Below are 21137 nucleotides of genomic sequence, written 5' to 3'. Positions count from 1 at the left end.
GGTCAGCGCCTCGCGTGGCGGAAGGGCCAGACGAGGAAGGTGTTGCGGATGTTGTCGTAAATCTTAGCCATCCCGAGCGGCTCCAGGAGCAGGAAGGCGACGATCAGCGCGCCGTAGGCCATCATCGGGATGTGCGAGAGAAGATTGGTCGAGACCGACAGCCAGCCGGCCGACGACAGGGCGATCACGAGATTGGTGAGGACGATCGGGGCGAGAAGCACGAAGCCCGCGCCGAGGAACGCGCCGATCACCGAGCCGAGGCCGCCGACCAGCACCATGGCGACGAGCTGGATCGAGACGTTGAAGGTGAACTGCTCGGGCGTGACCGCCCGGTAGTAGCAGAAGGCGAGCACCGCGCCCGACACGCCGCCCATGAAGGACGAGGTGAAGAAGGCGACGAGCTTGGTGCGGAACGGATCAACGCCGATCACGGCCGCCGCGAAGTCCTTCTCGCGGATGGCAATGAGCGCGCGCCCGAAGGCCGTGCGCTTGACGTTGAGGAGGAAGAGCGCGGCCACCACCGCCCAGGCGAGCGCCGCCCAGTAGCGCGCCCACGGCCCGTCGAGCGGCAGGAAGAGAAGCGAGACGCGCGGGGTCTGGAGCGTCGCCTGCGCGCCGCCGGAGATCGCCGGCACGTTGATGATCACCCAGTCCACGAGATACTGCATGGCGAGCGTCGCCATCACGAGGTAGAGCCCCTTCACCCGGAGCGCCGCCGCGCCGAAGACGCAGCCAACCACCGCCGAGACGAGCCCGGCACCGATCAGCGCGAGCTCGAACGGCAGGCCGGCGCGCGTCAGGTGGATCGAGGTGTAGGCGCCGATCGCCATGACGGCCGCGAAGCCGAAATGGAGCTGGCCGGCAAGGCCCATCAGAAGCGTCAGCGACAGGGTCGCCGCGCTCCAGACCAGCCAGGGCAGGAGGTAGGAGCCGAGATAGAGCGGCGACACGAGGAGGGGCGCGGCGACGCCGAGCGCCAGGACGAGGGCGAGGGCATAGCGGTCGGCCGGCACGCGCCAGAGCCGGGCGTCGGAGCGGTAGGACGTGTGGTGGACGCCGGCGAGACGGTAGAACATCGGTCAGATCCTTTCGATGTCCTCGCGGCCGAAGATGCCGTAGGGCCGGACCATGATGGTGAAGAGGATGATCAGCGAGGTCACGACGTCGCGCGTGCCGCCGCCGACGAGACTGTCGAGATAGCCCGGCACGACCGAGCCGAGGATGCCGACGAGAAGCCCGCCGACGAGGACGCCGACGATGGAATCCACCCCGCCGAGGATGACGACCGCGACCGCCGGGAAGAGCAGCGCCGAGAGCGTCCAGTCGACGCCCTGCACCGAGCCCCAGAGCGTGCCGGCCGCGACCGCGGCGACCGCGGCGAGCCCCCAGGAGATGCCGATCGCCCGCTCCACCGAGATGCCGACCGCCCAGGACGAGACGTGGTCGTCCGAGACCGCGCGCAGCTTGGTGCCGAGGCGCGTGCGGAAGAAGAGGAGCGAGGCGCCGATCAGGAGAAGCGCGATCACGCCGCCGTAGAGATAGTCGCGGTTGATGAAGACGTCGCCGACGATGATCGGCGAGAGGTCGATGCCGAGATCGAGGGATTTCGGCGCGGCGCCGAGAAGCCCCGGCCCGAGGCCGCGCAGGAAGATCTCGAGGCCGAGGGTGAGCATCACCACCATGATGATCGGCTGGCCGACCATGCGCCGGAGGAGCAGGCGTTCCACGGCAAGGCCGAAGCCGAACATGACCACGCAGGCGATCGGCACGGCGGCGAGAAGCGGCAGGCCGGCGGCCACCAGCAGCCAGACCACGTAGGCGCCGATCAGCACCACCGCGCCTTGCGCAAGGTTCGGCACGCCCGATGACTTGTAGATGAGGACGATGCCGAGCGCGACGAGCGAGTACATCAGGCCGGTCAGCGCGCCGTTGACCAAAAGCTCCGCGAAGTAGCTCATGCCGCGGCCCTCCCCACGCCCACGGTTCGGAGGGCAAGATCGCGCTTCAGGACGCCTTCCGCGCCGGTCTCGTAGGCGACGCGCGCCTCGAAGGCGATCTCGCCGGCGCCGGCATAGAGCGCCTCGACGATCGGGGCGTAGTGGGCGTCGATCACGTCGCGCTTCAGCTTGCGGGTGCGCGTCACCTCGCCGTCGTCGGGATCGAACTCCTTGTGGAGGTTGACGAAGCGGGTGATCGCCAGCCCGTCGGGCAGGCGCTTGTTGAGGGTCGCGATCGTGCGCTCGACGAGATCGTAGACTTCGGGCTTCTGCGACAGGTCGGCGTAGGACGTGTAGGAGACCGCGTTTTCCTGCGCGAAGTGGCCGACCGCCTCGAAGTCGATGCACACGATCGCGGCGAGCGACGGCCGCCCGCGCCCGACGACGCACACGTCGCGGATATAGGGCGAGAACTTCAGCCGGTTCTCGATATAGGTCGGGATGTAGCGGGTGCCGGACGCCGTGTGAACGACCTCGGACACGCGGCCGAGCACCACGATCTGCCCGTCGGGCTCGACCTGGCCGGCATCGCCAGTGCGCAGCCAGCCGCGGTCGAGCGCCTTGGCGCTTGCCGCCTCGTCGCCGTGGTAGCCGTCGAAGACGTTGTCGCCGCGCATCAGGATCTCGCCGGTCTCGTCGATCCGGACCTCGATGCCGGGAAAGGGACGGCCCACCGTGTGGAGCTGGAGATCGCCCGCCCCTTGCGCGACGGCGAGCGCGCAGTTCTCGGTCTGGCCGTAGAACTGGCGAAGGTTGAGGCCGAGCGCGCGGAAGAACAGGAACACGTCCTCGCCGATCGCCTCGCCCGCCGTATAGGGCCGCTCGACGCGCGACAGTCCGAGCTGGTCGAGAAGCGGCCCGAAGACGAGGAGCCGGCCGATCTGCCAGCGCAGGCGCTTCAGCGCGGAAGGCTCGCGACCCTCCAGCCGACGGCGTTCAAGCTCCACCGCGAAGGGCACGAAATGCTCGAAGAGGCCGCGCTTCAGCCACGTCGACTCTTCCATGCCGACTTGGACGCGCGTCAGCATGTTCGACCAGGCGCGGGGCGAGGAGAAGTAGATGGTCGGCGCGATCTCGCGCAGGTCGTGCTGGGCGGTCTCCTGCCGCTCGGGAATGGCGACCACGAAGCGCAGCGTGATGGCGGCGGCGAGCGAGAACAGGAAGTCGCCGACCCAGGCCATGGGCAGATAGGCCATATGGACCTCGCCCTCGCGGAAGTAGCCGGCCGCGGCCGCGTTGCGCACGCCCGACAGGACATGGCCGTGCTTCAACGGAATGCCCTTCGGCGCGCCGGTCGTGCCGGACGAATGGAGGAGCACGGCGACATCGTGGACGCCGGCGCGCTTCAGGAGATCGTCGCGAAGGGCTGGCTCGCGCGTCAGCCGCTCGCGTCCTTTCGCCAGCAGCGCCTCCAGCGCGACGACGCCCGGCGGCTCGCGGCCCTTCAGGCCGCGCGGGTCGTCGTAGGCGATCGTGGCAAGCTCCGGCACGCCTTCGCGGACGACCAGGAGCTTGTCGACCTGTTCCTGGTCCTCGGCGATGGCGAAGCGGATGCCTTCGCGGCGGATCTGGCCGGCAAGTTCCTCCGGTGCGACCTCGGAATAGGCGGGCGAGGGCACGGCGCGCAGCGCGATCACCGCGAGCATCGCGACATAGAGGTTCGCGCGGTTGTCGCCGATCACCAGCACGATGTCGCCGGCCTTGAGGCCCGCCGCCTCGAAGCCGGCGGCCTGCTCGAGGACGAGGTCGCGATACTGCCCCCACGTCCATTCCTGCCAGATGCCGCGGTCGCGCTCGCGGATGGCGACGGTGGTCCCGTGCGTGCGCGCATTCTCGTCGAGCGCGGCGATCAGCGTGTCGCCGTCCCGCCAGTCCGGATGGAGGGCCCGCGCGCCGGCCTCGATCGTCGCCCCGTCATGCAGCATGGGCGGCCCCTCCGATATAGGCGGCGACCACGGCCGGGTCGCTCATCGCCTCGCGCGCCGGCCCCTCGGCGATCGCCTTGCCATTGTTGAGGACGACGACCCGGTCGCAGATCGCCGTCACCACATCGAGGTGATGCTCGATCAGGAGCACGGTCAGGCCGAGTTCCTCGCGTGCGTCGAGGATGAAGCGGACCATGTATTCCTTCTCCTCCTGGTTCATGCCGGCCATCGGCTCGTCCAGCACCAGGAGGCGCGGCTCGGCGGCGAGCGCGCGGGCGAGTTCGACGCGCTTCTGCAGCCCCAGCGGAATGGTGTCGACATGCTCGTCGCGCACGCTCTGGAGCTGCAGGAGGTCGATCACGTCCTCCACCTTGCGGCGGTTCTCGATCTCGGCGCGCTCGGCCCAGACGGGATAGAAGAAGGCGGCCAGCGCCGACGGGCGCATGAAGATGTGCCGGCCCATCAGGATGTTGTCGAGAACGCTCATGCCGCGGAAAAGGGCGACGTTCTGGAAGGTGCGGGCGACGCCCATCCGGGCGACCTTGTGCGGCCGCGTGCCTTCGATCCGGTCCCCGTGGAGGCGGATCGAGCCTTCCTGCGGCGGATAGAAGCCGGTGATGGCGTTGACGAGCGTCGTCTTGCCGGAGCCGTTTGGCCCGACGAGGCCGAAGATCTCGCCCTGGCCGACACGGATCGACACGGATTTCAGTGCCTGAAGCCCGCCGAACCAGCGGCTGACATTCTCGCAGGCCAGCGCTTCCGGCCGGACTGCCGCGCTGTCGGACGCGCGAGCGCTTGCGGCGACGAGCGCCGTTGGATGTTGCATGACCCGCCTCCTCCCAGAGCCTGTCAGTGCCGATACGGGTTGGTCCGATCTCCCAATCGGCACAACCAGAAGGAGGCTAGCAAAGCGAAGCGCTTTCAGGAATACGTAATCGATCGCATAGATCGTTCGGATCCTTCGAATGAACCCCAATCTGATCGACCAGCTCCGCACCTTTGTGACGGTGGTGGAGGAGGGCAGCTTCACGGGCGCGGCGCGCCGCCTCAACCGGGCGGTCTCCTCGGTGTCCTATGCGGTCGCCCAGATCGAGCGGCACTGCGGCTTCCCACTTCTGGAGCGCGTCACGCGCCAGCCCGAGCTCACGCGCCGCGGCCGGGCGGTGTTTGCGGAAGCCAGCTTCCTCGTGGAAAGCGCGCGCCGCCTGACGGCCCACATGAAGGCGCTGGAGAAGGGCGAGGAAACGCGCATCCGCATCGCGGTCGACGTCCTCTTCCCGCTCGACCATCTTCACGCCGCGCTCCAGCGCTTCGACGCGGCGCGCCCGCGCGCCCGTGTCCAGCTCTTCACGAGCTCGCTCAACACGCTCTGGGAAACCCTGCGCAGCGGCGATGTCGACTTCGCGCTGACCTTCCTCGCCAACGTTCCGGCCGACATGACGGCCCGCTCGTTCCGCAACGTGACGATGTGGCCGGTGGCGGCTGCGACCCATCCGCTCGCGCGGATGGCGCAGCCGATCCCGATCGAGGCCTTCCAGTCGGAGCGGCAGATCTACTTCATCGGCGATCCCGGCGTCGACGTGGAGCGCCTGGGCCGCGTGTTCGGCCCGGACGTCTGGACCTCCAACGACCTCGAACACATCCGGATGCTGGTGACGGGCGGCTTTGGCTGGTGCTTCACCAACGAGGCGTTCTTCGCGCGCGAGGAGGCATCGGGCGCGGTGAAGCGCCTGCGCAGCGCGGACAACCGGCTGCATCCTGTGCGTGCGCTCGGCGCCGCCTGGTCGATCGACCGCGCGCCGGGCCCGCTCGGCGGCCAGATCGTCGACTTTCTGGCCGGCGCCCTCGGCGAGGCGGACTAGCTCCGCCGCGCCTCCACGAGCCGGTCGAGGAACTTCGCCACCCCGTCCTCCTCGTTGGAGGCGGTGACGTAGCCGGCGGCGCGGCGGACCGCTTCGCTTCCCTGCCCCATCGCGACGCCGAGGCCGGCGCGCCGGAGCATCGGAATGTCGTTGGGCATGTCGCCGACCGCCGCGGTCTCCTCCAACGGCACGCCGTGGGCCTTGGCGAGGAAGGCCGCGCCGTCGCCCTTGTTGGCGACTTTGGCGGTCACGTCGAGGAAATAGAGCTGCGAGCGCACGACGTTGGCGGTCTCGCCGAGAAGATCGCCGATCTCGCGTTCCATGCGCTCGACCAGCGGATGATCGTCCGACACGCCGACGACCTTGTCGGTGCGATCGAACCAAGGCGAGAAGTCCTGGACGATCGTCGGGTCGAGCTGGGCCGCCTTGCGCTCGCGGTCGCCGTGCAGCGCGTCCTCGCTGCGGGCGAGCCAGAGCCCGTCCGCGAACACCCAGACGGGCACCCCGGCCCCGTCCAGCGCCTCGACCGCACGCCTGGCGTCGCCCGGCGCGAGGCGATGCGCCTCGATCACGTCGCCGCCGGCCTCGAACAGCGTGCCGCCGTTGAAGGCACCGACCGCGCCCTCGATCCCGAGGTCTCCGACGATGCGCCCGAGCCCGCTCGCGGGCCGCGCGCTGATGAGGGTCACCGCGATGCCGGCCTCGCGCGCCCGCGCGACGGCCGCGACCGTCGCGTCCGACAGGGTCTTGTCGTCGCGCACGATCGTGCCGTCGATGTCGCAGATCACGAGGCGGATCGCCCTCGCCTTGGCCGGATCGAGCGCGTCCGCCATGCTATTGCGGGATCTCGACGTGGCCGCCGAAGCCGTAGCGCATGGCCGACAGCATCTTGTCGCCGAAGGTCGCCATCTGGCGCGAGCGGTAGCGCGCGTAGAGCGCGGCCGACAGGACGTTGACCGGCACCGCCTCCTCCATCGCCGCCTCCAGCGTCCAGCGCCCCTCGCCACTATCGGCGACGTTGCCGGAGAAGTGGTCGAGGTTTCGGTCGCCGGCCAGCGCGATCGCGGTGAGGTCGAGAAGCCAGGACGAGATCACCGAACCGCGGCGCCAGACCTCGGCGATGTCGGGGAGGTTGAGGTCGAAGCGCTCGTCCGGCGGAAGATGCTCGGAGTTCTTGGTCTTCAGGATGTCGAAGCCTTCCGCATAGGCCTGCATCAGCCCGTACTCGATGCCGTTGTGTACCATCTTGACGAAGTGGCCCGCGCCCGCAGGCCCGGCATGGATATAGCCGCGCTCGGCCCGGTCGTCGGCCGCGTGCCGGCCGCGTGTGCGCTCGATGTCGCCGTATCCCGGCGCCAGCGCGTCGAAGACGGGATCGAGTTCGCGCACCGTGTCCTCCGGTCCGCCGATCATCATGCAGTAGCCGCGCTCCAGCCCCCAGACGCCGCCCGAGGTGCCGACGTCGACGTATCGGATGCCCTTCGGCTCCAGTTCCTTGGCGCGGCGGATGTCGTCCTTATAGAAGGAGTTGCCGCCGTCGATCACGACGTCGCCGGGCGCGGCGAGATCGCTGAGTTCGCGGATCGTGGCCTCCGTCGGCTCGCCGGCCGGCAGCATGACCCAGAAGACGCGGCGCCCAGCAAACTGGCCGGCAAGGTCCGCGAGCGACGACGCGCCCTTGGCGCCCTCGCCCTGAAGGCCCGACACGGCCTCCGCGTTGCGGTCGAAGACGAGGCATTCGTGGCCGTGCGCCAGGAGGCGGCGGGCGATGTTGCCGCCCATGCGGCCGAGGCCGATGATCGCGATCTGCATGTGGGTCCTGCGATGTTCGTTGCGTCGGTTGGTGAGGGCAGCGGGCGGCTCAGCGGCCGGCCGCCACCTGTTCGCGCGCGAGCTTGACGACGTTGTCGACCGTGAAGCCGAACTTCTCCTGGAGCTTGGCGATCGGGGCGGAGGCGCCGAAGGTCTTCATGACGATCTTGGCGCCCTTGGAGCCGGCATACTGGTCCCAGCCGAGCGACCCGCCCTGCTCCACCGCGACACGGGCCATGACGTCCGGCGGCAGCACTTCGTCGCGGTAGCTCTCGTCCTGTCGCTCGAAGAGGTGCCACGACGGCATCGAGACGACCCGCGCCTTGATGCCCTCCCCCGCGAGCGTCTCGCGCGCGGCAACGCAGAGCGAGACCTCGGACCCGGTGGCCAGGAGGATCACGTCCGGCTTGCCGCCCTCGGCCTCGGCGAGGATGTAGGCGCCGCGGCGAAGGTTCGAAGCGGGCGCGAATTTCGAGCGGTCGAGCGTCGGCAGCGGCTGGCGCGACAGGACAAGCGCGGTCGGCTCGTGGGTCTGCTCCATCGCGACGCGCCAAGCTTCCGCCGTCTCGTTGGCGTCGCAGGGGCGGATCGTGTTGAGGCCCGGGATCGCGCGAAGCGAGGCGAGGTGCTCCACGGGCTGGTGGGTCGGCCCATCCTCGCCGACGCCGATCGAATCGTGCGTGAAGACCCAGACCGCGGGGATCTCCATGATCGCCGACAGGCGCACGGGCGCGCGCATGTAGTCGGAGAAGACGAGGAACGTCGCGCCGTAGGGGCGCACGTAGGAGAGCGCCATGCCGTTGACGACGGCGCCCATGCCGTGTTCGCGGATGCCGAAATGGAGGTTCCGCCCGGCATAGTCGTCCGCCGAGAAGCTACCCGCTCCCTCGAAGCCGAGCTTGGACTTGTTGGACGGCGCAAGGTCCGCCGAGCCGCCGACGAGGAAGGGTACGCGTTCGGCGATCGCGTTCAGCACCTTGCCGGACGCATCGCGCGAGGCGATGCCTTTGGCGTCCGGCTCGAAGCTCGGGATGGAGGCATCCCAGCCGTCCGGCAGCCGGCCTTCGCGCATGGCGTCGATCTCGGCGGCAAGCTCGGGATGGGCCTGTCGGTAGCGGGCGAAGTCGGCCTCCCAGGCCTCGCGCGCGGCCTTGCCGCGCGTCTCGACGCGACCGCGGAAATCGGCGGCGACGCCGTCCGGCACGTAGAAGTCCTTGTCCTCCGGCCAGCCGTAGGAGCGCTTGGCGCCCTTCACATCCTCGGCGTCGAAGGCCTCGCCATGGGCGGCGGCCGTGCCCTGCTGCTTCGCGAGGCCGTAGCCGATCACGCTGTCGACGACGACGAGCGTCGGCCGGTCGTCGGTCGCGCGGAACTCCTCCATGGCGCGGCGGATCGCCGACCGGTCGTTGGCGTCGGACACGTGCAGGGTCTTCCAGCCGTAGCCGCGGAAGCGCTTCGCGACGTCTTCGGAGAAGGCGAGGCTGGTGAAGCCCTCGATCGAGACCTTGTTGTTGTCGTAGATCCAGAGAAGGTTCGAGAGCTTCAGGTGGCCGGCGAGCGAGGCGGCCTCGGAGGACACGCCCTCCATCATGTCGCCGTCGCCGCAGAGCACGATCACGTCGTGATCGAAGACCTTGGCCTCCGGCTTGTTGTAGCGCGCGGCGAGCCAGCGTTCGGCGATCGCCATGCCGACCGAGTTGCCGCAGCCCTGACCGAGCGGGCCGGTCGTCGTCTCGACGCCTGTGGTCATCCGATATTCCGGGTGGCCCGGCGTCTTCGACGAGAGCTGGCGGAACGCCTTGACGTCGTCGAGCGAGACGGCCGGCTTGCCGGTCTTCTTGCCGTGCGCGTCGATCTCCTCGACGCCCGCGAGATGCAGCACCGAGTAAAGCAGCATCGAGCCGTGGCCGACCGATAGCACGAAGCGGTCCCGGTTCGGCCAGTCCGGCTGGCCGGGATCGTAGCGCATGAACTCGGTCCACAGCGTGTAGGCGACCGGCGCAAGGCCCAGCGGCGCGCCGACATGGCCGGAATGCGCCTTCAGGACGGCGTCCATCGACAGGGTGCGGATCGTGTCGATCGCCAGCTGCTCGGGCGAGCCGCTCTCGCTGGATCCGGCGTTGGCGGCTGTGGGGTTCGCGCTCATGGGGCGTTCCTTGTGGTTCGAGGCCGGGCGCGTCGCGAGGGTTCGACCCCGAGCGACGCGGCGTCCCGCTCATCTCCGGCCTTATGGTGGAGCGCGCGGCGCCGGTGTCGATGGGGGCGCGCGACGCGCCGTCGCCCCGAAGCGAGAAGACGGCCTCGCACAGGGGCTTGTGCGATCGGGACCCGATGCGTATGGAAAACATGACTTAGATGTTCATGTATTGCCGATCGGCAGCTGGCCCTCCCTCCGGCTGTCATCGAGGCACGGGCGCTCCCCGCCCGATCGGCGAAAAAGGTCGACGATGGCACACGATACCGTCCCTCCGGCAGCACAGCGCCGGACCGGCAGATGCATGATCCTGGCGACCCTCCTCGCCCTGCCCTTCCTCGCCGGCGATGCGCAGGCGCAGACGGCGACAGGCGAGCCTACGGCACCGCAGGCCGCACCGGTCGAACCGGCGCAGAGCCTCGTTCCCGCCGCACCGGCCGACCAGGTGCCCGGCACCGTCTTCCCGTCCGGCCAGCCGAGCACGATCGCGCCGCTCGGCAGCCCCGCACCCGGCGCAGAGCCGGCGAGCGCGCCGACCCCGGCAGCGCCGGCCGAGGCCACCGACGTCTCGATCGCGCCCGGCGAGGCCCCATCCGCCACCGGCGCCGCCACGCTCCCCCACGACCTGTCCCCCTGGGGCATGTTCATGGCGGCGGACTACGTGGTTAAGGCGGTGATGATCGGCCTGGCCTTCGCCTCCGTCGTCACCTGGACCATCTGGCTCGCCAAGGCGCTGGAGCTCACCGCCGCCAAGACGCGCGCGGGCCGGGGCGTCCGGCGCCTCGGCGATGCGGAAGGCCTGCCCTCCGCCGACGCGGTGGATGCCGAAGGCTGGCGGCGCGGACCCGTCGCCGCGATGGTGCAGACGGCCGCGACTGAGCGCGCCCGCTCCGCGGGCCTGCCGGCCGACGGCGTCAAGGAGCGCGTCGCGATCGCGCTTCAGCGCATCGAGGCGCGCGCCGGCCGGCGCATGGCGCGCGGCACGGGGCTCCTCGCCACGATCGGATCGACCGCCCCCTTCGTCGGCCTCTTCGGCACGGTCTGGGGCATCATGAACTCGTTCATCGGCATCAGCCAGGCCAACACCACCAACCTCGCCGTGGTCGCGCCGGGCATCGCCGAGGCGCTGCTCGCCACCGCGATCGGCCTCGTCGCGGCGATCCCCGCGGTGATCATCTACAACGTCTTCGCGCGCGCCATCGCGGGCTACCGCGCCGTCCTGTCGGACGCCTCCGCCGCCGTCCTCCAGCATCTCTCGCGCGATCTCGACCGTGCCAAGGTCGCGGCCGGCGCCGGCCCGCAGCGGGCCCCTTACGCCCGCGCAGCGGCGGAGTAGCGCGATGGGTGTCAGCCTGAAAAGCTCCGACGACGACGATTCTGGCGAAGTCTCCGAGATCAACGTCACGCCCTTCATCGACGTCGTCCTCGTGCTTCTCATCATCTTCATGGTGGCCGCGCCGCTTTCCACGGTCGACGTGCCGGTGGACCTTCCCGTCTCCAACGCGCTGCCCCAGCCGCGCACCGACGAGCCGCTCTATCTCACCGTGCAGGACGACCTGAACCTCGTGCTCGGGGAGGAGGCGATCGCCCGCGAGGCCTTGCGGTCGGCGATCGACGCGCGCACCGGGGGCAACCGGGACGAGCGCATCTTCCTGCGCGCCGATGCCGCCGTCGACTACGGCGACCTCATGGAGGTGATGAACGCGCTGCGGGACGCGGGCTATCTCAAGATCGCGCTGGTCGGGCTCGAGAACACGGGCGCCGCGCCCGCCGCCGGGGCCGCCCCGCAACCATGACGCTCGCCCGTCCCGACGATCTCGAACGCGGCTCCACCACGATGAGCGTCGCGCGCTGGGGCACGGCGATGCTTTGCATCGCCACCGCCCATGCCGCGGCTGCCTGGTTCTTCGTGCAGATGCCCCCGATCGCCACCCCGCCGGCCGGCGCGCCCGAGGCGCCGATCCTGATGGAACTCGCGCCGCCGGAGGCCGCGCCGCCGGCCGCGCCTGCCGTGGAAGCGCCGGAGCCCACTGAGCAGCCGCAGGAAACGCCGCCCGAACCGCTGCCGCCGGAGCCGGAACCCGAGCCACCGCCGCCCGAGGCCATTGCGCCGCCCCCCGAACCCGATCCCCCGCCGCCCGTCGAGGAGGCGCCCCCGGCGGTGGAGGAGCCACCCCCGGTCGTGGACCCCGAGCCCCTGCCCGAGCCGCCGCCGGAACCCCAGCCCGAGCCGCCGCCCGCCGTCGAGACGCCGGCGGAAGCCGTGATCAACGCGCCGGTCCCGCGCGCCCGACCTCGCCCGCCCGAGCCGCGGCGAGAGGTCGCCGAGCGCAGGCCGGAACGCCCGCGCGAGGTGGAGCGGCCGCGCGAACGCGAGCGGCCCCGCACCGAACGCCGACAGGCCGCCGCCCCGGCCTCCAGCGCCTCGCGCGCCGCGCCGGAGACCTCGCAGGGTCAGCGCGCGCGGCCGAGTGCTTCGGCGGAAAAGCGCTGGGAGGCACAGGTCCAAGCTCGTGTCGTTCGCTTCAAGCGCACCCCACGCGGTGGCGGGAGCGGACGGGTCGTCGTCTCCTTTACAATCACCGCAAGCGGCAGCGCATCTGGCATCCGGGTAAGCCGATCATCCGGCAACCCGATTCTGGACGAGGCCGCTCGATCGATCGTCCGGCGGGCGAGCCCCTTCCCGCCTCCACCGGAAGGGAGAAGCAAGGACATCACCTTGCCGTTCGATTATCGATAATGACGACGTATGGACGGCCCAGTTCACAAAGGCGCCCATCGATTCCAGCCCAGAAGCCTGTCAGTCGAGGCTGAGGTCGATGGCGCGGCGCGCCGTCATCTCCAGCCCGACCGTCTCGACGTTGGCGGTCATCCACACCGAGTTTGCTCCGTGCGAATTGGCGCGCTCCCGCTCCATCTCCGCATCCCGGAACTGGATCCACAAACGTTGGGCGGTGCGCAGGGCTTCCATCTGATCGCGCCGGACGGAGCCGTCCGGCTCATCGGCGCGTTCGATGCTCCGCAGCTGCGCGGCGTAGTTCTCGTTGAGAACCACGTCCCACGCCGCCAACTCCCGCGCCGTGCAGAAGTAGGTTTGTACAGACACTGGTTCTTTGGAGTTTTTGCGCCGGAATGACGTTGCGATCTCGCCGATGCAGGTCGCTTGCTCGCGCCTGTTCCAGTGACCCGCAAGGCACGTCCCGATCGTCGTAGCATCGGTCGATGGTTCGGACCCGGCTTGCATGAACGAGGCCTGCCGCAAGGTGGGAAGGAGGCCGATACCGCCCATTACGACGGTCATGAGGAAACCTCGGAGTTTAACATCAGGCGACCCGGCCGACGAACCGCTCGTCCGCCGCGTCCAACTCGCGGCGCACGCGGGTGATCTCGAGGCTCTCGTCGGGGGCGGCGTTGGCGTAGGTGATCTTCTCGCCCGCCCTGATCGGAGCGGTCACGCGGGCGCCCTCGGCGAGGCCGAGCGGCAGGCCGCCGGCCGCGCGCGCTTCCCCCCAAGTCATCGCGAAGCCGCGATACTGCGTCTCGCCGATGCGCCCGAGCCGCTCGCCGGGGGCGAGGTCGCGCTTGGCGACGGCGATGCACTCGGCGACCGGCCGATCCAGGGGCTCCATGTGCGGGCGGCGGTGGACGGCCGCATGGATCGCCGACAGCGGCACCTCGATCGAGGTGAGGTGGAAGGGGCGAAGGAGCGAGAAGCAGGGGCCGGGGCCGACCTTCAGGTCGGCGATGCGCTCGGTGACGCGCGGATGCCGGCCCTTGACGACGCAGAAGACGCCCGGCGCGACGCCGCGCCCGATCGTGTAGTCGACGCAGCCCATGCGCGACAGGATGCCCCCATCCTCCTTCGGGCAGAGCACCTGCGCGAGGTCGTCGGCGGTGGCGTTCGGGCCGTGCATGCCCGGAACGTCCGGCACGAGTCCGGTGGCGTTGGCGATCGCCACCATCTCGACCATGGTCTTCGATCCGTCCACGAACTCGACCAGCATGCGTGCGTTCATGTTGCGCCGGGCCGCTTCGGCCTCGTAGTCGGCGGGCACGGCGTTGAAGTCGAGCGGGTTGTTCTTGCCCTTGCCAGCGCACACGATATCGAGGCCGAGCGACTGGGCGAGGCCGATCAGCTCGATCGTCGCGTGCGGCTCGTCGCCCGCCGCGCCCGTATAGACGACGCCCGCCCGCTTCGCCGCGGCGTTGAAATGCCGGCCCACGGCGATATCGGCCTCGACGTTCAGCATCACGACGTGCTTGCCGGCCGCAAAGGCCTTCAGCGCCAGCGTCGTGCCGAAGCTCGGGCTGCCCGTCGCATCCACCACGACGTCGATGCGGCCGGCCTCGCACAGGAGCGAGGCGTCCGGCACGATCGCCGCGCGGCCCGCCTCGATCGCGGCGTCGACGTCGGCGGCGCGCTCGGCCCGTGCGCTTTCCTCCGGCGCATAGCCGGCATAGGCGAGCGCGGCCTCCGTCTCGGCGGCGCGGGAGGTCGACACGGCGCCGAGCCGGACACCCGGCATCAGCCTCAGCTGGACGAGGAGGTCGATGCCCATCTGTCCCGCCCCGGCGACACCGACCGTCACCGCTCCATGCTTGTCCGCATAGGCGTGGAGATCGGCGGCAAGGCCGACGCGTGCGATGGAGTGCATGAAAGCCCGCCTTTGCGATTCGCGCCGCATGGAGGGCGCTGGAGGTTCCGACCGATAGCGGCAGGGCGGCGGGGGAATCAACCGGCCGCGACGTCACGTCTTCGCTTGTGTTTCCAAGGAGGGCCCGAGGCCCTATGGTCGGACCTCTGCGACCTTCTAGAGCGGCGGAACCGGCCTTTCATGCGCATGCTCCTGGTGGAGGACAACGAGGGACTGGGCGATGCCGTCAATCGCCACCTGCGCGGGGCCGGCCACGCGGTGGAGTGGGTGAAGAGCGCCGAGGACGCGGTGGAGGCCTTCGGGCTCGACACGTTCGACGCGGTGATCCTCGACCTCACGCTGCCCGGCCGCGACGGGCTCTGGGTAATCTCGCAGCTGCGCCGCGCGCGCTCCAGCGTCCCCGTCCTCGTGATGACGGCGCGCTCCGAAATCGACGACAAGGTCAGCCTCCTCGACCAGGGCGCCGACGACTACCTGACCAAACCCTTCGACCTGCGCGAGCTCGACGCCCGGCTGCGCGCGCTCCTGCGCCGCCCGGCCGGGCAGACCACCAGCGTCTCGGCCTTCGGCGACGTGACGGTGGATCTCGCCGGCCACGCGGTGAGCCGGGGCGGCGAACGGCTCGACATCGGCCGGCGCGAGTTCCGCCTGCTCGAGATCCTCCTGTCGCGGCCCGGGGTCGTCGTCGGCAAGGAGCAGCTGATGGCGCAGCTCTTCTCCTTCGACGAGGCGGTCTCGATCAACGCGCTCGAACTCTACGTCTCGCGCCTGCGCCGCAAGCTGGAGGGCTCGGCCCTGGAGATCGCGACGGTGCGCGGGTCCGGCTATGTCGCGCGGGTGCGCGATGGCGGATAGGACGGTCTCGATCCGGCGTCGCGTGCTGGTCGCCGCGACACTTCTTCTGCTGCTCGCCGCCTTCGTCCTCGTCGCCTTCATCCGCGACTATGCCGAGCGGGCGTCCGAGCGCGCCTTCGACAGCCTGCTCGGCGCCTCGGCTCTCATCATCGCGGGCGCCGTCCAGCTCGAGGAGGGCGAGGTGACGGTGGAACTGCCGCTCGCCTCCTTCTCGATGTTCTCCGGCCGCGACCGCATCTTCTACGCGGTGGAAGCGCCGGACGGCACCAACGTCACCGGCTATCCCGACCTGTCGGAGGGCCTCGTCCCCGAGGACGACAGCGAGCCGACCTTCGCCGACGCCGTCTACCGCGGCGAGCCGGTGCGCGTGGCGAGCGCCGGGCGGCTCGTCTCGACCGCGTCCGGCACGGGCTGGGCGACGGTGCGCGTCGCCGAAACGCTCGGTGAGCGGCGCGCGCTCGCCCGCGAGATCTTCCAGAACGCGCTCCTGCCGGTGGTGGCGCTCCTCCTCCTGGCGCTGGTGATCCTGTGGTTCGGCATCGGCCGCGCCTTCCGCCCGCTCCTGTCGCTGGAGCGGCACCTGCGCGCCCGCGCCCCGGAAAACCTGTCGCCCGTCGACCTGCCGGTGCCGCAGGAGGCCGTGCAGTTGGTCGGGGCGCTGAACGATTTCATGGGCCGGCTGGCGCTGGCGCGCGAGCGCCTGGAGGCCCTCGTCGCCGAAGCCGCACACGAGGTGCGCACGCCGCTCGCCTCGCTGCGCCTCCAGGCCGAGGTGGCGCGCGGCGAGAGCGACCCCGAGGCGCTGCGCACCCAAGTCGCGCGCATCCACGACGAGGCGGTGCAGGCGAGCCAGCTCGTCTCCCAGCTCCTGATGGACGCGACGATCTCGCACCGGCTCGACACCACGCCGGCGGGCGCGACGCCGGTCGGCGCCGTGGTGAACGAGGTCGTGCGCCGGCTCGACCCCGACACCGCCGACCGCGTGCGCGTCTCGATCGCGCCCGGCATGGCCGAGGCCACGCTCGGGGCCGACCGCGTGGTCCTGCGCGAGATGCTCCGCAACCTCGTCGACAACGCCCTCACCTACAGCCGCGGCCCGGTGGAGATCGCGGTCGCGGCGCGCGCCGACGGATCGGTCGGGATCGACGTCGCTGACCGGGGTCCGGGGATCGCGATCGAAGAGCGCGAGGCGGTGTTCCAGCGCTTCCGGCGCGGCGCGGCATCGAGCGGCACCAACGGCTCGGGGCTTGGCCTTGCGATCGTGCGCCGCGCGGTCGAGGCCCAGCGCGGACGCATCGACCTCCAGGACCGGCCGGGCGGCGGGCTGCTCGTCCGGCTCGTGCTGCCGCGCGTTCCGGTCCGCTCGCCTTCGCAGGGCGTCAAGGCGCTCGCCTCGCTGGCGCTTCTGGCGCTTCTCCTGCTGCCGGCGGGCGGCGCGGGCGCCACCGAAGTCGTCTACCCCGCGCCGGACGGCTCCGGCGAGACGCGCCTCCAGATCCTCGGCGCCACCGACACGGGCCTTTTCGCCCATCTCGTGCGCGGCTTCCAGGCGCTCCGGCCCGACGTCACCGTCACCTACGAGGAGGGCGAGACGCTCGCCATCTTCGAAGCCTTCGCCTCCGGATCCCGCCCGCCGCCGGACGTGATGATCAGCTCGGCCTCCGACCTTCAGGTCAAGCTCGTCAACGACGGCTTCGCGCAGCCCTTGAACCTTGCGGGCGCTGCCAATCTCCCCGGCTGGGCGCAGTGGCGCTCCGAGCTGTTCGGCTTCTCCTTCGAGCCGGCGGTGATCGTCTACAATCCCGACATCCTCGCCGAGAACGAGGTGCCGCGCAGCCATCTGGAACTCGCCGAGCTTCTCGAAAAGCAGGCCGTGCGGCTCGCCGGCAAGATCGCCACCTACGACGTCGCGCGCTCGGGCGTCGGCTACATGCTGGCAGCGCAGGACCAGTCGGTATCGTCCTATTTCTGGCGCCTCGCCAGCGCCTTCGGCCGAGCGGGTGTGCGCCTGTCCGGGGCGAGCCCTGCGATCCTCGATGGCATCGAGCGCGGCGATCTCGCGCTCGGCTACAACGTCCTCGGCTCCTACGCCTTTGCGCGCCAGGCGGCGGGCGCGCGCATCGGCATCGTGGTGCCCGACGACTACGTGCTCGTCGTGACCCGCTCGATGTTCGTGCCGGTCGGGGCGCAGCGCGCCGATCTCGGCGAAGCCTTCCTCGAGTTCGCGCTGTCCGACGAAGGCCAGTCGATCCTTGCCGGTCCCGCCGCACTCGGCGCCGTGGTGCCGGGGACGCAAGGAAGCTGGACGGCCGAGCGCATCGCGGCGCGCGGTCGCGGTGCCGTGCAACCGGTGCCGCTCGGCCCCTCCCTCCTCGTCGGGCTCGACCGCCAGCGCCGTGCCCGGTTTCTGGACACCTGGATGGAGATCGTTGCACCGCAATAAGGCAGGCTGGCTTCGTGACAGGTTTTTGACAGGAACCCTTTGTTAGGATGTTTCCAGACGGCCGGGGAGGCTGGATGCGACCGTGGGCGGGCTTTCAAGAAGCTCTCGCCCATCGACCGGACGGCCTGGAGGGGCAAGACGGTCTTTCTGGGCAGCCGACGCGCGCCGCCACTCTCCCCGCGACCATCGTGAAGGTTTTGCAGGACGACGCGATGGAAGCGTCGCCACCAGGGAGGATCCAGCCATGAAGTCGATCATCTTCGGCGCGCTCGCCGCGCTTCTCGTCTCCACCAGCGCCTTCGCCCAGGCGCCCGCCTACGAGATCATGGCCCCGGCCTCGCCCGGCGGCGGCTGGGACCAGACCGCCCGCGCCATGCAGAACGTCCTGCAGGAGACCAAGCTCGCCAGCAACGTGCAGGTCGTCAACGTTCCGGGCGCCGGCGGCACGATCGGTCTCGCGCAGTTCGTCTCGACGAAGTCCGGCAACCCGAACGCGCTGCTCGTCGGCGGCTACGTGATGGTCGGCGCGATCCTCACCAACAAGTCGCCGGTCACGCTCGACCAGGTGACGCCGCTTGCCCGCCTCACCGGCGAGGACGAGGCCATCGTGGTCCCGGCGTCCTCGCCCTACCAGACCATCGCCGACCTCGCGAAGGCGATGAAGGAGAACCCAGGCGCCGTGGCGATCGCCGGCGGCTCGGCCGGCGGCACCGACCACATCGCGGCCGGCCTCCTCGCGCAGGCCGTCGGCGCCGACCCGAAGGCGATCAACTACATCGCGTTCTCCGGCGGCGGCGAGGCCCTCGCGGCCATCCTCGGCCAGCAGGTCGCGGCCGGCATCTCCGGCTACGGCGAGTTCGAGAGCCAAGTGAAGGCCGGCACGCTCCGTCTTCTCGCCACGACGGGCGGCCAGCGGGTGCCGGGCTCCGAGGCGCCGACGCTGAAGGAAGCCGGCATCGACATGGAGCTGCAGAACTGGCGTATGGTCGCCGGCGCGCCGGGCCTCACGGCCGACGAGCAGGCCGCCACCATCGCCAACATGCAGAAGATGGTCGACAGCCCCGAATGGAAGGCGGTCCTCGAGCGCAACAACTGGCAGAACACGTTCCTCGCCGGCGACGCCTTCAAGACCGAGCTCGCCAAGAACATTGAGGACACCAAGGAAGTCCTCACCGCGATCGGCCTCGTCCAGTAATGAGCGCCCCGTCGGACCACGTGCCGACCGAACGCCGCCCCGACCGGGCGGCGTTTGCCATCGGCTTGGGGCTGGGGATCATCGGCCTCCTCGTGCTGCTCGACGCCAGCCAGATCGGCGGCGGCGCCTATGCCCGCATCGGGCCGGCGACCTTTCCGACCCTGATCGGGTTCGCGCTCCTCGGCCTGTCCGGCTGGACCATGGTCGAGGCGTGGCGCGGCGACTTTCCCGAGCGCGACCATGACGAGTTCGCCCCGATCGTCTGGATCGTCGGCGGGCTGGCGGCCCAGCTCCTGCTCCTGACCACCGCCGGCTTCTCGATCGCCACGGGCCTCCTCTTCGCGGCGACCGCGCGGGCCTTCGGCAAGCGCAAGCTCTACGTGTCGATCCCGGTCGGCATCCTCCTGAGCCTCGCGATCTGGCTGATGTTCACGAAGGTCCTGAACCTCGCACTGCCGGCCGGCCCGCTGGAACGCCTGTTCGGCTGAGCCTCTTCGCCTCCGGCCCGGCGCCGAAGGCTTCTCCCCTCCAGCGCGCGCCTCCCGACGGATCGGCCCGCGCCCGCTCGAACCATGGGTTGCCAGCGATGGATACCTTCGCGCTTCTCGGTCAGGGCCTGGCGACCGCCGCCCAGCCGATGAACCTCCTCTACGCGCTGATCGGCGTGACGCTCGGCACCGCGGTCGGCGTCCTGCCGGGCATCGGGCCGGCGCTCACCGTCGCGCTGCTCCTGCCGGTCACCTACCAGCTCGATGCCGCGGGCTCGCTCATCATGTTCGCGGGCATCTACTACGGCGGCATGTACGGCGGGTCGACGACCTCGATCCTCCTCAACACGCCGGGCGAAAGCGCCTCGATCATCACGGCGCTCGAGGGCAACAAGATGGCCCGCAAGGGCCGCGGCGGACCGGCTCTCGCGACGGCCGCGATCGGCTCCTTCGTGGCCGGCCTGATCGCGACGCTCGGCCTCGCCTTCCTCGCGCCCGTCATCGTCTCCTTTGCGCTCTCGTTCGGCCCCGCCGAATACTTCGCGCTGATGCTGCTCGCCTTCGTCACCGTCTCGGCGGCCTTCGGCGATTCGGCGCTGCGCGGCCTGACGGCGCTCGTCGTCGGCCTGACGCTCGGCCTTGTCGGCATCGACCTCCAGACCGGCCAGGCGCGCCTGACGCTGACCCCGATCGCTCAAGTTTTCCAGGGCATGGCCGCCGACCCCGCCGCCTCCATGCACGGGCTCTGGGCCGCGCTCGCCAGCTTCTTCGGCGGCATCTCGGCCAACCTCCTCGACGGCATCGAGGTGACGACGCTCGCCGTCGCGCTGTTCGCCATCGGCGAGTGCCTCGTGGTGGCGGCCGCCGCGACCCGCACGCCCGACACGATCGAGGCGGTGAAGGGTTCGCTCTGGATGACCAAGGAGGACTGGAAGCGCTCGTGGAAGCCGTGGCTGCGCGGCACCGCGGTCGGCTTCCCGATCGGCGCGATGCCGGCCGGCGGCGCCGAGATCGGCACCTTCCTCTCCTATTCGATGGAGAAGAACCTCACGAAATACCCGGAAGAGTTCGGCAACGGCGCGATCGAGGGCGTCGCGGGTCCCGAGGCCGCCAACAATGCCTCGGCCGCCGGGACGCTCGTGCCGCTCCTGACGCTCGGCCTGCCGACCTCGGCGACCGCCGCGATCATGCTGGCCGCCTTCCAGCAGTTCGGCCTCCAGCCGGGCCCGCTCCTCTTCATCACCTCGCCGCAGATCGTCTGGGGCCTCGTCGCCAGCCTCCTCATCGCCAACCTGATGCTGGTGGTGCTGAACCTGCCGCTGATCGGCCTCTGGGTGCGGCTCCTCACGATCCCCCGCCCCTGGCTCTATGCCGGCATCCTCGTCTTCGCGACGCTCGGCTGCATCGGCGCCAACCCCTCGCCGGTCGAGCTCGGCATGCTGCTGCTCTTCGGCCTGATGGGCTACATGCTGCGCCGCTTCGGCTATCCGATCGCTCCCGTCGTGGTCGGCCTGATCCTCGGGCCGATGGCCGAGCAGCAACTGCGCCGCGCGCTCGCCATCAGCCAGGGCGATCCGACGATCCTCGTCCACTCCTGGCTCGCCGTCGCGCTCCTGACGCTCGCGGTGCTCGCCCTCGTGGTGCCGATGATCCTGCGCGCTCGCGGTCGCGGCCAGATCCTGTCGCAGATGGCGGCCGACGAGGACTGACC

General features: G+C 70.3%; 18 protein-coding genes. 9 read left to right on the top strand and 9 right to left on the bottom strand.

Annotated elements, in window-relative coordinates; translation table 11 throughout:
• Positions 1-2: 2 nt before the first annotated feature.
• Genes BM175_RS10110 through BM175_RS10095 form a run of 4 tightly spaced genes read right to left on the bottom strand, consistent with a single transcriptional unit; the run spans position 3 to position 4748 of the window.
• Positions 3-1076, bottom strand: coding sequence for a branched-chain amino acid ABC transporter permease (locus BM175_RS10110; RefSeq protein ID WP_090962670.1), 1074 nt, complete (start codon positions 1074-1076; stop codon positions 3-5).
• A 3-nt stretch (positions 1077-1079) separates the two neighbouring features.
• On the bottom strand, positions 1080-1958 hold the full coding sequence (locus BM175_RS10105) for a branched-chain amino acid ABC transporter permease (protein WP_090962669.1): 879 nt from the start codon (positions 1956-1958) through the stop codon (positions 1080-1082).
• A complete protein-coding gene (locus BM175_RS10100; RefSeq protein WP_090962667.1) occupies positions 1955-3922 on the bottom strand; it encodes an AMP-dependent synthetase/ligase in 1968 nt (655 codons plus the stop codon). Before BM175_RS10100 ends, BM175_RS10105 begins: the two co-directional genes overlap by 4 nt.
• Positions 3912-4748, bottom strand: a complete 837-nt coding sequence (locus tag BM175_RS10095) for an ABC transporter ATP-binding protein (protein WP_090962665.1) — start codon at positions 4746-4748, stop codon at positions 3912-3914. The genes BM175_RS10100 and BM175_RS10095 overlap by 11 nt, the downstream gene beginning before the upstream one ends.
• Before the next feature lie 139 nt (positions 4749-4887).
• Between BM175_RS10095 and BM175_RS10090 the strand changes: the two genes are divergently transcribed.
• Complete coding sequence (locus BM175_RS10090) at positions 4888-5784, top strand: LysR family transcriptional regulator (protein ID WP_090962663.1); 897 nt, start codon at positions 4888-4890, stop codon at positions 5782-5784.
• Here the strand turns inward: BM175_RS10090 and BM175_RS10085 are convergent.
• The 3 genes from BM175_RS10085 to tkt are packed head-to-tail and all read right to left on the bottom strand — an operon-like array spanning position 5781 to position 9742.
• The gene (locus BM175_RS10085; protein WP_090962662.1) at positions 5781-6617 is read right to left on the bottom strand and encodes a Cof-type HAD-IIB family hydrolase; all 837 of its coding nucleotides are present in this window, start codon (positions 6615-6617) and stop codon (positions 5781-5783) included. The genes BM175_RS10090 and BM175_RS10085 overlap by 4 nt on opposite strands.
• A gap of 1 nt (position 6618) precedes the next feature.
• Positions 6619-7596: a phosphogluconate dehydrogenase (NAD(+)-dependent, decarboxylating) gene (gene gnd, locus BM175_RS10080; protein WP_090962659.1), complete on the bottom strand. Its 978-nt coding sequence runs from the start codon at positions 7594-7596 to the stop codon at positions 6619-6621.
• A gap of 49 nt (positions 7597-7645) precedes the next feature.
• Entirely contained in the window at positions 7646-9742 is a 2097-nt protein-coding gene (gene tkt / locus BM175_RS10075) for a transketolase (protein WP_090962657.1), read from the bottom strand.
• Positions 9743-10094: 352 nt separating this feature from the next.
• Here tkt and exbB point away from each other — a divergent pair, with 352 nt between their 5' ends.
• From exbB to BM175_RS22380, 3 genes are read left to right on the top strand one after another with little or no spacing between them, the layout of a single operon-like run.
• Positions 10095-11126, top strand: a complete 1032-nt coding sequence (gene exbB / locus BM175_RS10070) for a tonB-system energizer ExbB (RefSeq protein WP_175526817.1) — start codon at positions 10095-10097, stop codon at positions 11124-11126.
• 4 nt (positions 11127-11130) lie between these two features.
• Positions 11131-11586 carry a TonB system transport protein ExbD gene (exbD, locus tag BM175_RS10065; RefSeq protein WP_090962654.1) on the top strand — a complete coding sequence of 152 codons (456 nt, stop codon included), beginning with the start codon at positions 11131-11133 and terminating at the stop codon, positions 11584-11586.
• On the top strand, positions 11583-12530 hold the full coding sequence (locus tag BM175_RS22380) for an energy transducer TonB family protein (RefSeq protein ID WP_139224602.1): 948 nt from the start codon (positions 11583-11585) through the stop codon (positions 12528-12530). Before exbD ends, BM175_RS22380 begins: the two co-directional genes overlap by 4 nt.
• Positions 12531-12590: 60 nt before the next feature.
• Here BM175_RS22380 and BM175_RS10055 read toward each other — a convergent pair whose 3' ends face one another.
• Positions 12591-13091, bottom strand: coding sequence for a lysozyme inhibitor LprI family protein (locus BM175_RS10055; protein WP_090962650.1), 501 nt, complete (start codon positions 13089-13091; stop codon positions 12591-12593).
• A gap of 22 nt (positions 13092-13113) precedes the next feature.
• The gene (locus BM175_RS10050; RefSeq protein ID WP_090962647.1) at positions 13114-14445 is read right to left on the bottom strand and encodes an NAD(P)H-dependent oxidoreductase; all 1332 of its coding nucleotides are present in this window, start codon (positions 14443-14445) and stop codon (positions 13114-13116) included.
• A 180-nt stretch (positions 14446-14625) separates the two neighbouring features.
• On the opposite strand from BM175_RS10050, the gene BM175_RS10045 reads away from it, so the two are divergent.
• The 5 genes from BM175_RS10045 (at position 14626) to BM175_RS10025 (ending at position 21135) form a co-directional block, all read left to right on the top strand.
• Positions 14626-15300 (top strand): response regulator transcription factor, encoded by a 675-nt coding sequence (locus BM175_RS10045; RefSeq protein WP_090962644.1) that lies wholly within the window; start codon positions 14626-14628, stop codon positions 15298-15300.
• Positions 15290-17743, top strand: a complete 2454-nt coding sequence (locus BM175_RS10040) for a sensor histidine kinase (protein WP_090962771.1) — start codon at positions 15290-15292, stop codon at positions 17741-17743. The genes BM175_RS10045 and BM175_RS10040 overlap by 11 nt, the downstream gene beginning before the upstream one ends.
• Before the next feature lie 244 nt (positions 17744-17987).
• Positions 17988-18938, top strand: a complete 951-nt coding sequence (locus BM175_RS10035; protein ID WP_090962641.1) for a Bug family tripartite tricarboxylate transporter substrate binding protein — start codon at positions 17988-17990, stop codon at positions 18936-18938.
• Complete coding sequence (locus tag BM175_RS10030) at positions 18938-19426, top strand: tripartite tricarboxylate transporter TctB family protein (protein WP_090962638.1); 489 nt, start codon at positions 18938-18940, stop codon at positions 19424-19426. Before BM175_RS10035 ends, BM175_RS10030 begins: the two co-directional genes overlap by 1 nt.
• A gap of 98 nt (positions 19427-19524) precedes the next feature.
• On the top strand, positions 19525-21135 hold the full coding sequence (locus tag BM175_RS10025) for a tripartite tricarboxylate transporter permease (RefSeq protein WP_090962635.1): 1611 nt from the start codon (positions 19525-19527) through the stop codon (positions 21133-21135).
• Positions 21136-21137: the final 2 nt, after the last annotated feature.

Origin of the sequence: Aureimonas phyllosphaerae (assembly GCF_900113065.1) — a bacterium.
Taxonomy (GTDB): Bacteria; Pseudomonadota; Alphaproteobacteria; order Rhizobiales; family Rhizobiaceae; genus Aureimonas; species Aureimonas phyllosphaerae.
The sequence above is the reverse complement of the archived record's forward strand: the minus strand, read 5'-3'. Positions and strand labels throughout refer to the sequence as shown.

Excerpts from the sequence above, each read along its gene's own strand:
- tkt (WP_090962657.1), bottom strand. The coding sequence starts at position 9,742 with ATGAGCGCGAACCCCACAGCCGCCAACGCCGGATCCAGCGAGAGCGGC.
- BM175_RS10030 (WP_090962638.1), top strand. The coding sequence starts at position 18,938 with ATGAGCGCCCCGTCGGACCACGTGCCGACCGAACGCCGCCCCGACCGG.
- BM175_RS10055 (WP_090962650.1), bottom strand. The coding sequence starts at position 13,091 with ATGACCGTCGTAATGGGCGGTATCGGCCTCCTTCCCACCTTGCGGCAG.
- BM175_RS10025 (WP_090962635.1), top strand. The coding sequence starts at position 19,525 with ATGGATACCTTCGCGCTTCTCGGTCAGGGCCTGGCGACCGCCGCCCAG.
- BM175_RS10085 (WP_090962662.1), bottom strand. The coding sequence starts at position 6,617 with ATGGCGGACGCGCTCGATCCGGCCAAGGCGAGGGCGATCCGCCTCGTG.
- BM175_RS10040 (WP_090962771.1), top strand. The coding sequence starts at position 15,290 with ATGGCGGATAGGACGGTCTCGATCCGGCGTCGCGTGCTGGTCGCCGCG.
- BM175_RS10110 (WP_090962670.1), bottom strand. The coding sequence starts at position 1,076 with ATGTTCTACCGTCTCGCCGGCGTCCACCACACGTCCTACCGCTCCGAC.
- BM175_RS22380 (WP_139224602.1), top strand. The coding sequence starts at position 11,583 with ATGACGCTCGCCCGTCCCGACGATCTCGAACGCGGCTCCACCACGATG.
- gnd (WP_090962659.1), bottom strand. The coding sequence starts at position 7,596 with ATGCAGATCGCGATCATCGGCCTCGGCCGCATGGGCGGCAACATCGCC.
- BM175_RS10050 (WP_090962647.1), bottom strand. The coding sequence starts at position 14,445 with ATGCACTCCATCGCACGCGTCGGCCTTGCCGCCGATCTCCACGCCTAT.
- BM175_RS10100 (WP_090962667.1), bottom strand. The coding sequence starts at position 3,922 with ATGCTGCATGACGGGGCGACGATCGAGGCCGGCGCGCGGGCCCTCCAT.
- BM175_RS10090 (WP_090962663.1), top strand. The coding sequence starts at position 4,888 with ATGAACCCCAATCTGATCGACCAGCTCCGCACCTTTGTGACGGTGGTG.
- BM175_RS10035 (WP_090962641.1), top strand. The coding sequence starts at position 17,988 with ATGAAGTCGATCATCTTCGGCGCGCTCGCCGCGCTTCTCGTCTCCACC.
- exbD (WP_090962654.1), top strand. The coding sequence starts at position 11,131 with ATGGGTGTCAGCCTGAAAAGCTCCGACGACGACGATTCTGGCGAAGTC.
- BM175_RS10095 (WP_090962665.1), bottom strand. The coding sequence starts at position 4,748 with ATGCAACATCCAACGGCGCTCGTCGCCGCAAGCGCTCGCGCGTCCGAC.
- exbB (WP_175526817.1), top strand. The coding sequence starts at position 10,095 with ATGATCCTGGCGACCCTCCTCGCCCTGCCCTTCCTCGCCGGCGATGCG.
- BM175_RS10045 (WP_090962644.1), top strand. The coding sequence starts at position 14,626 with ATGCGCATGCTCCTGGTGGAGGACAACGAGGGACTGGGCGATGCCGTC.
- BM175_RS10105 (WP_090962669.1), bottom strand. The coding sequence starts at position 1,958 with ATGAGCTACTTCGCGGAGCTTTTGGTCAACGGCGCGCTGACCGGCCTG.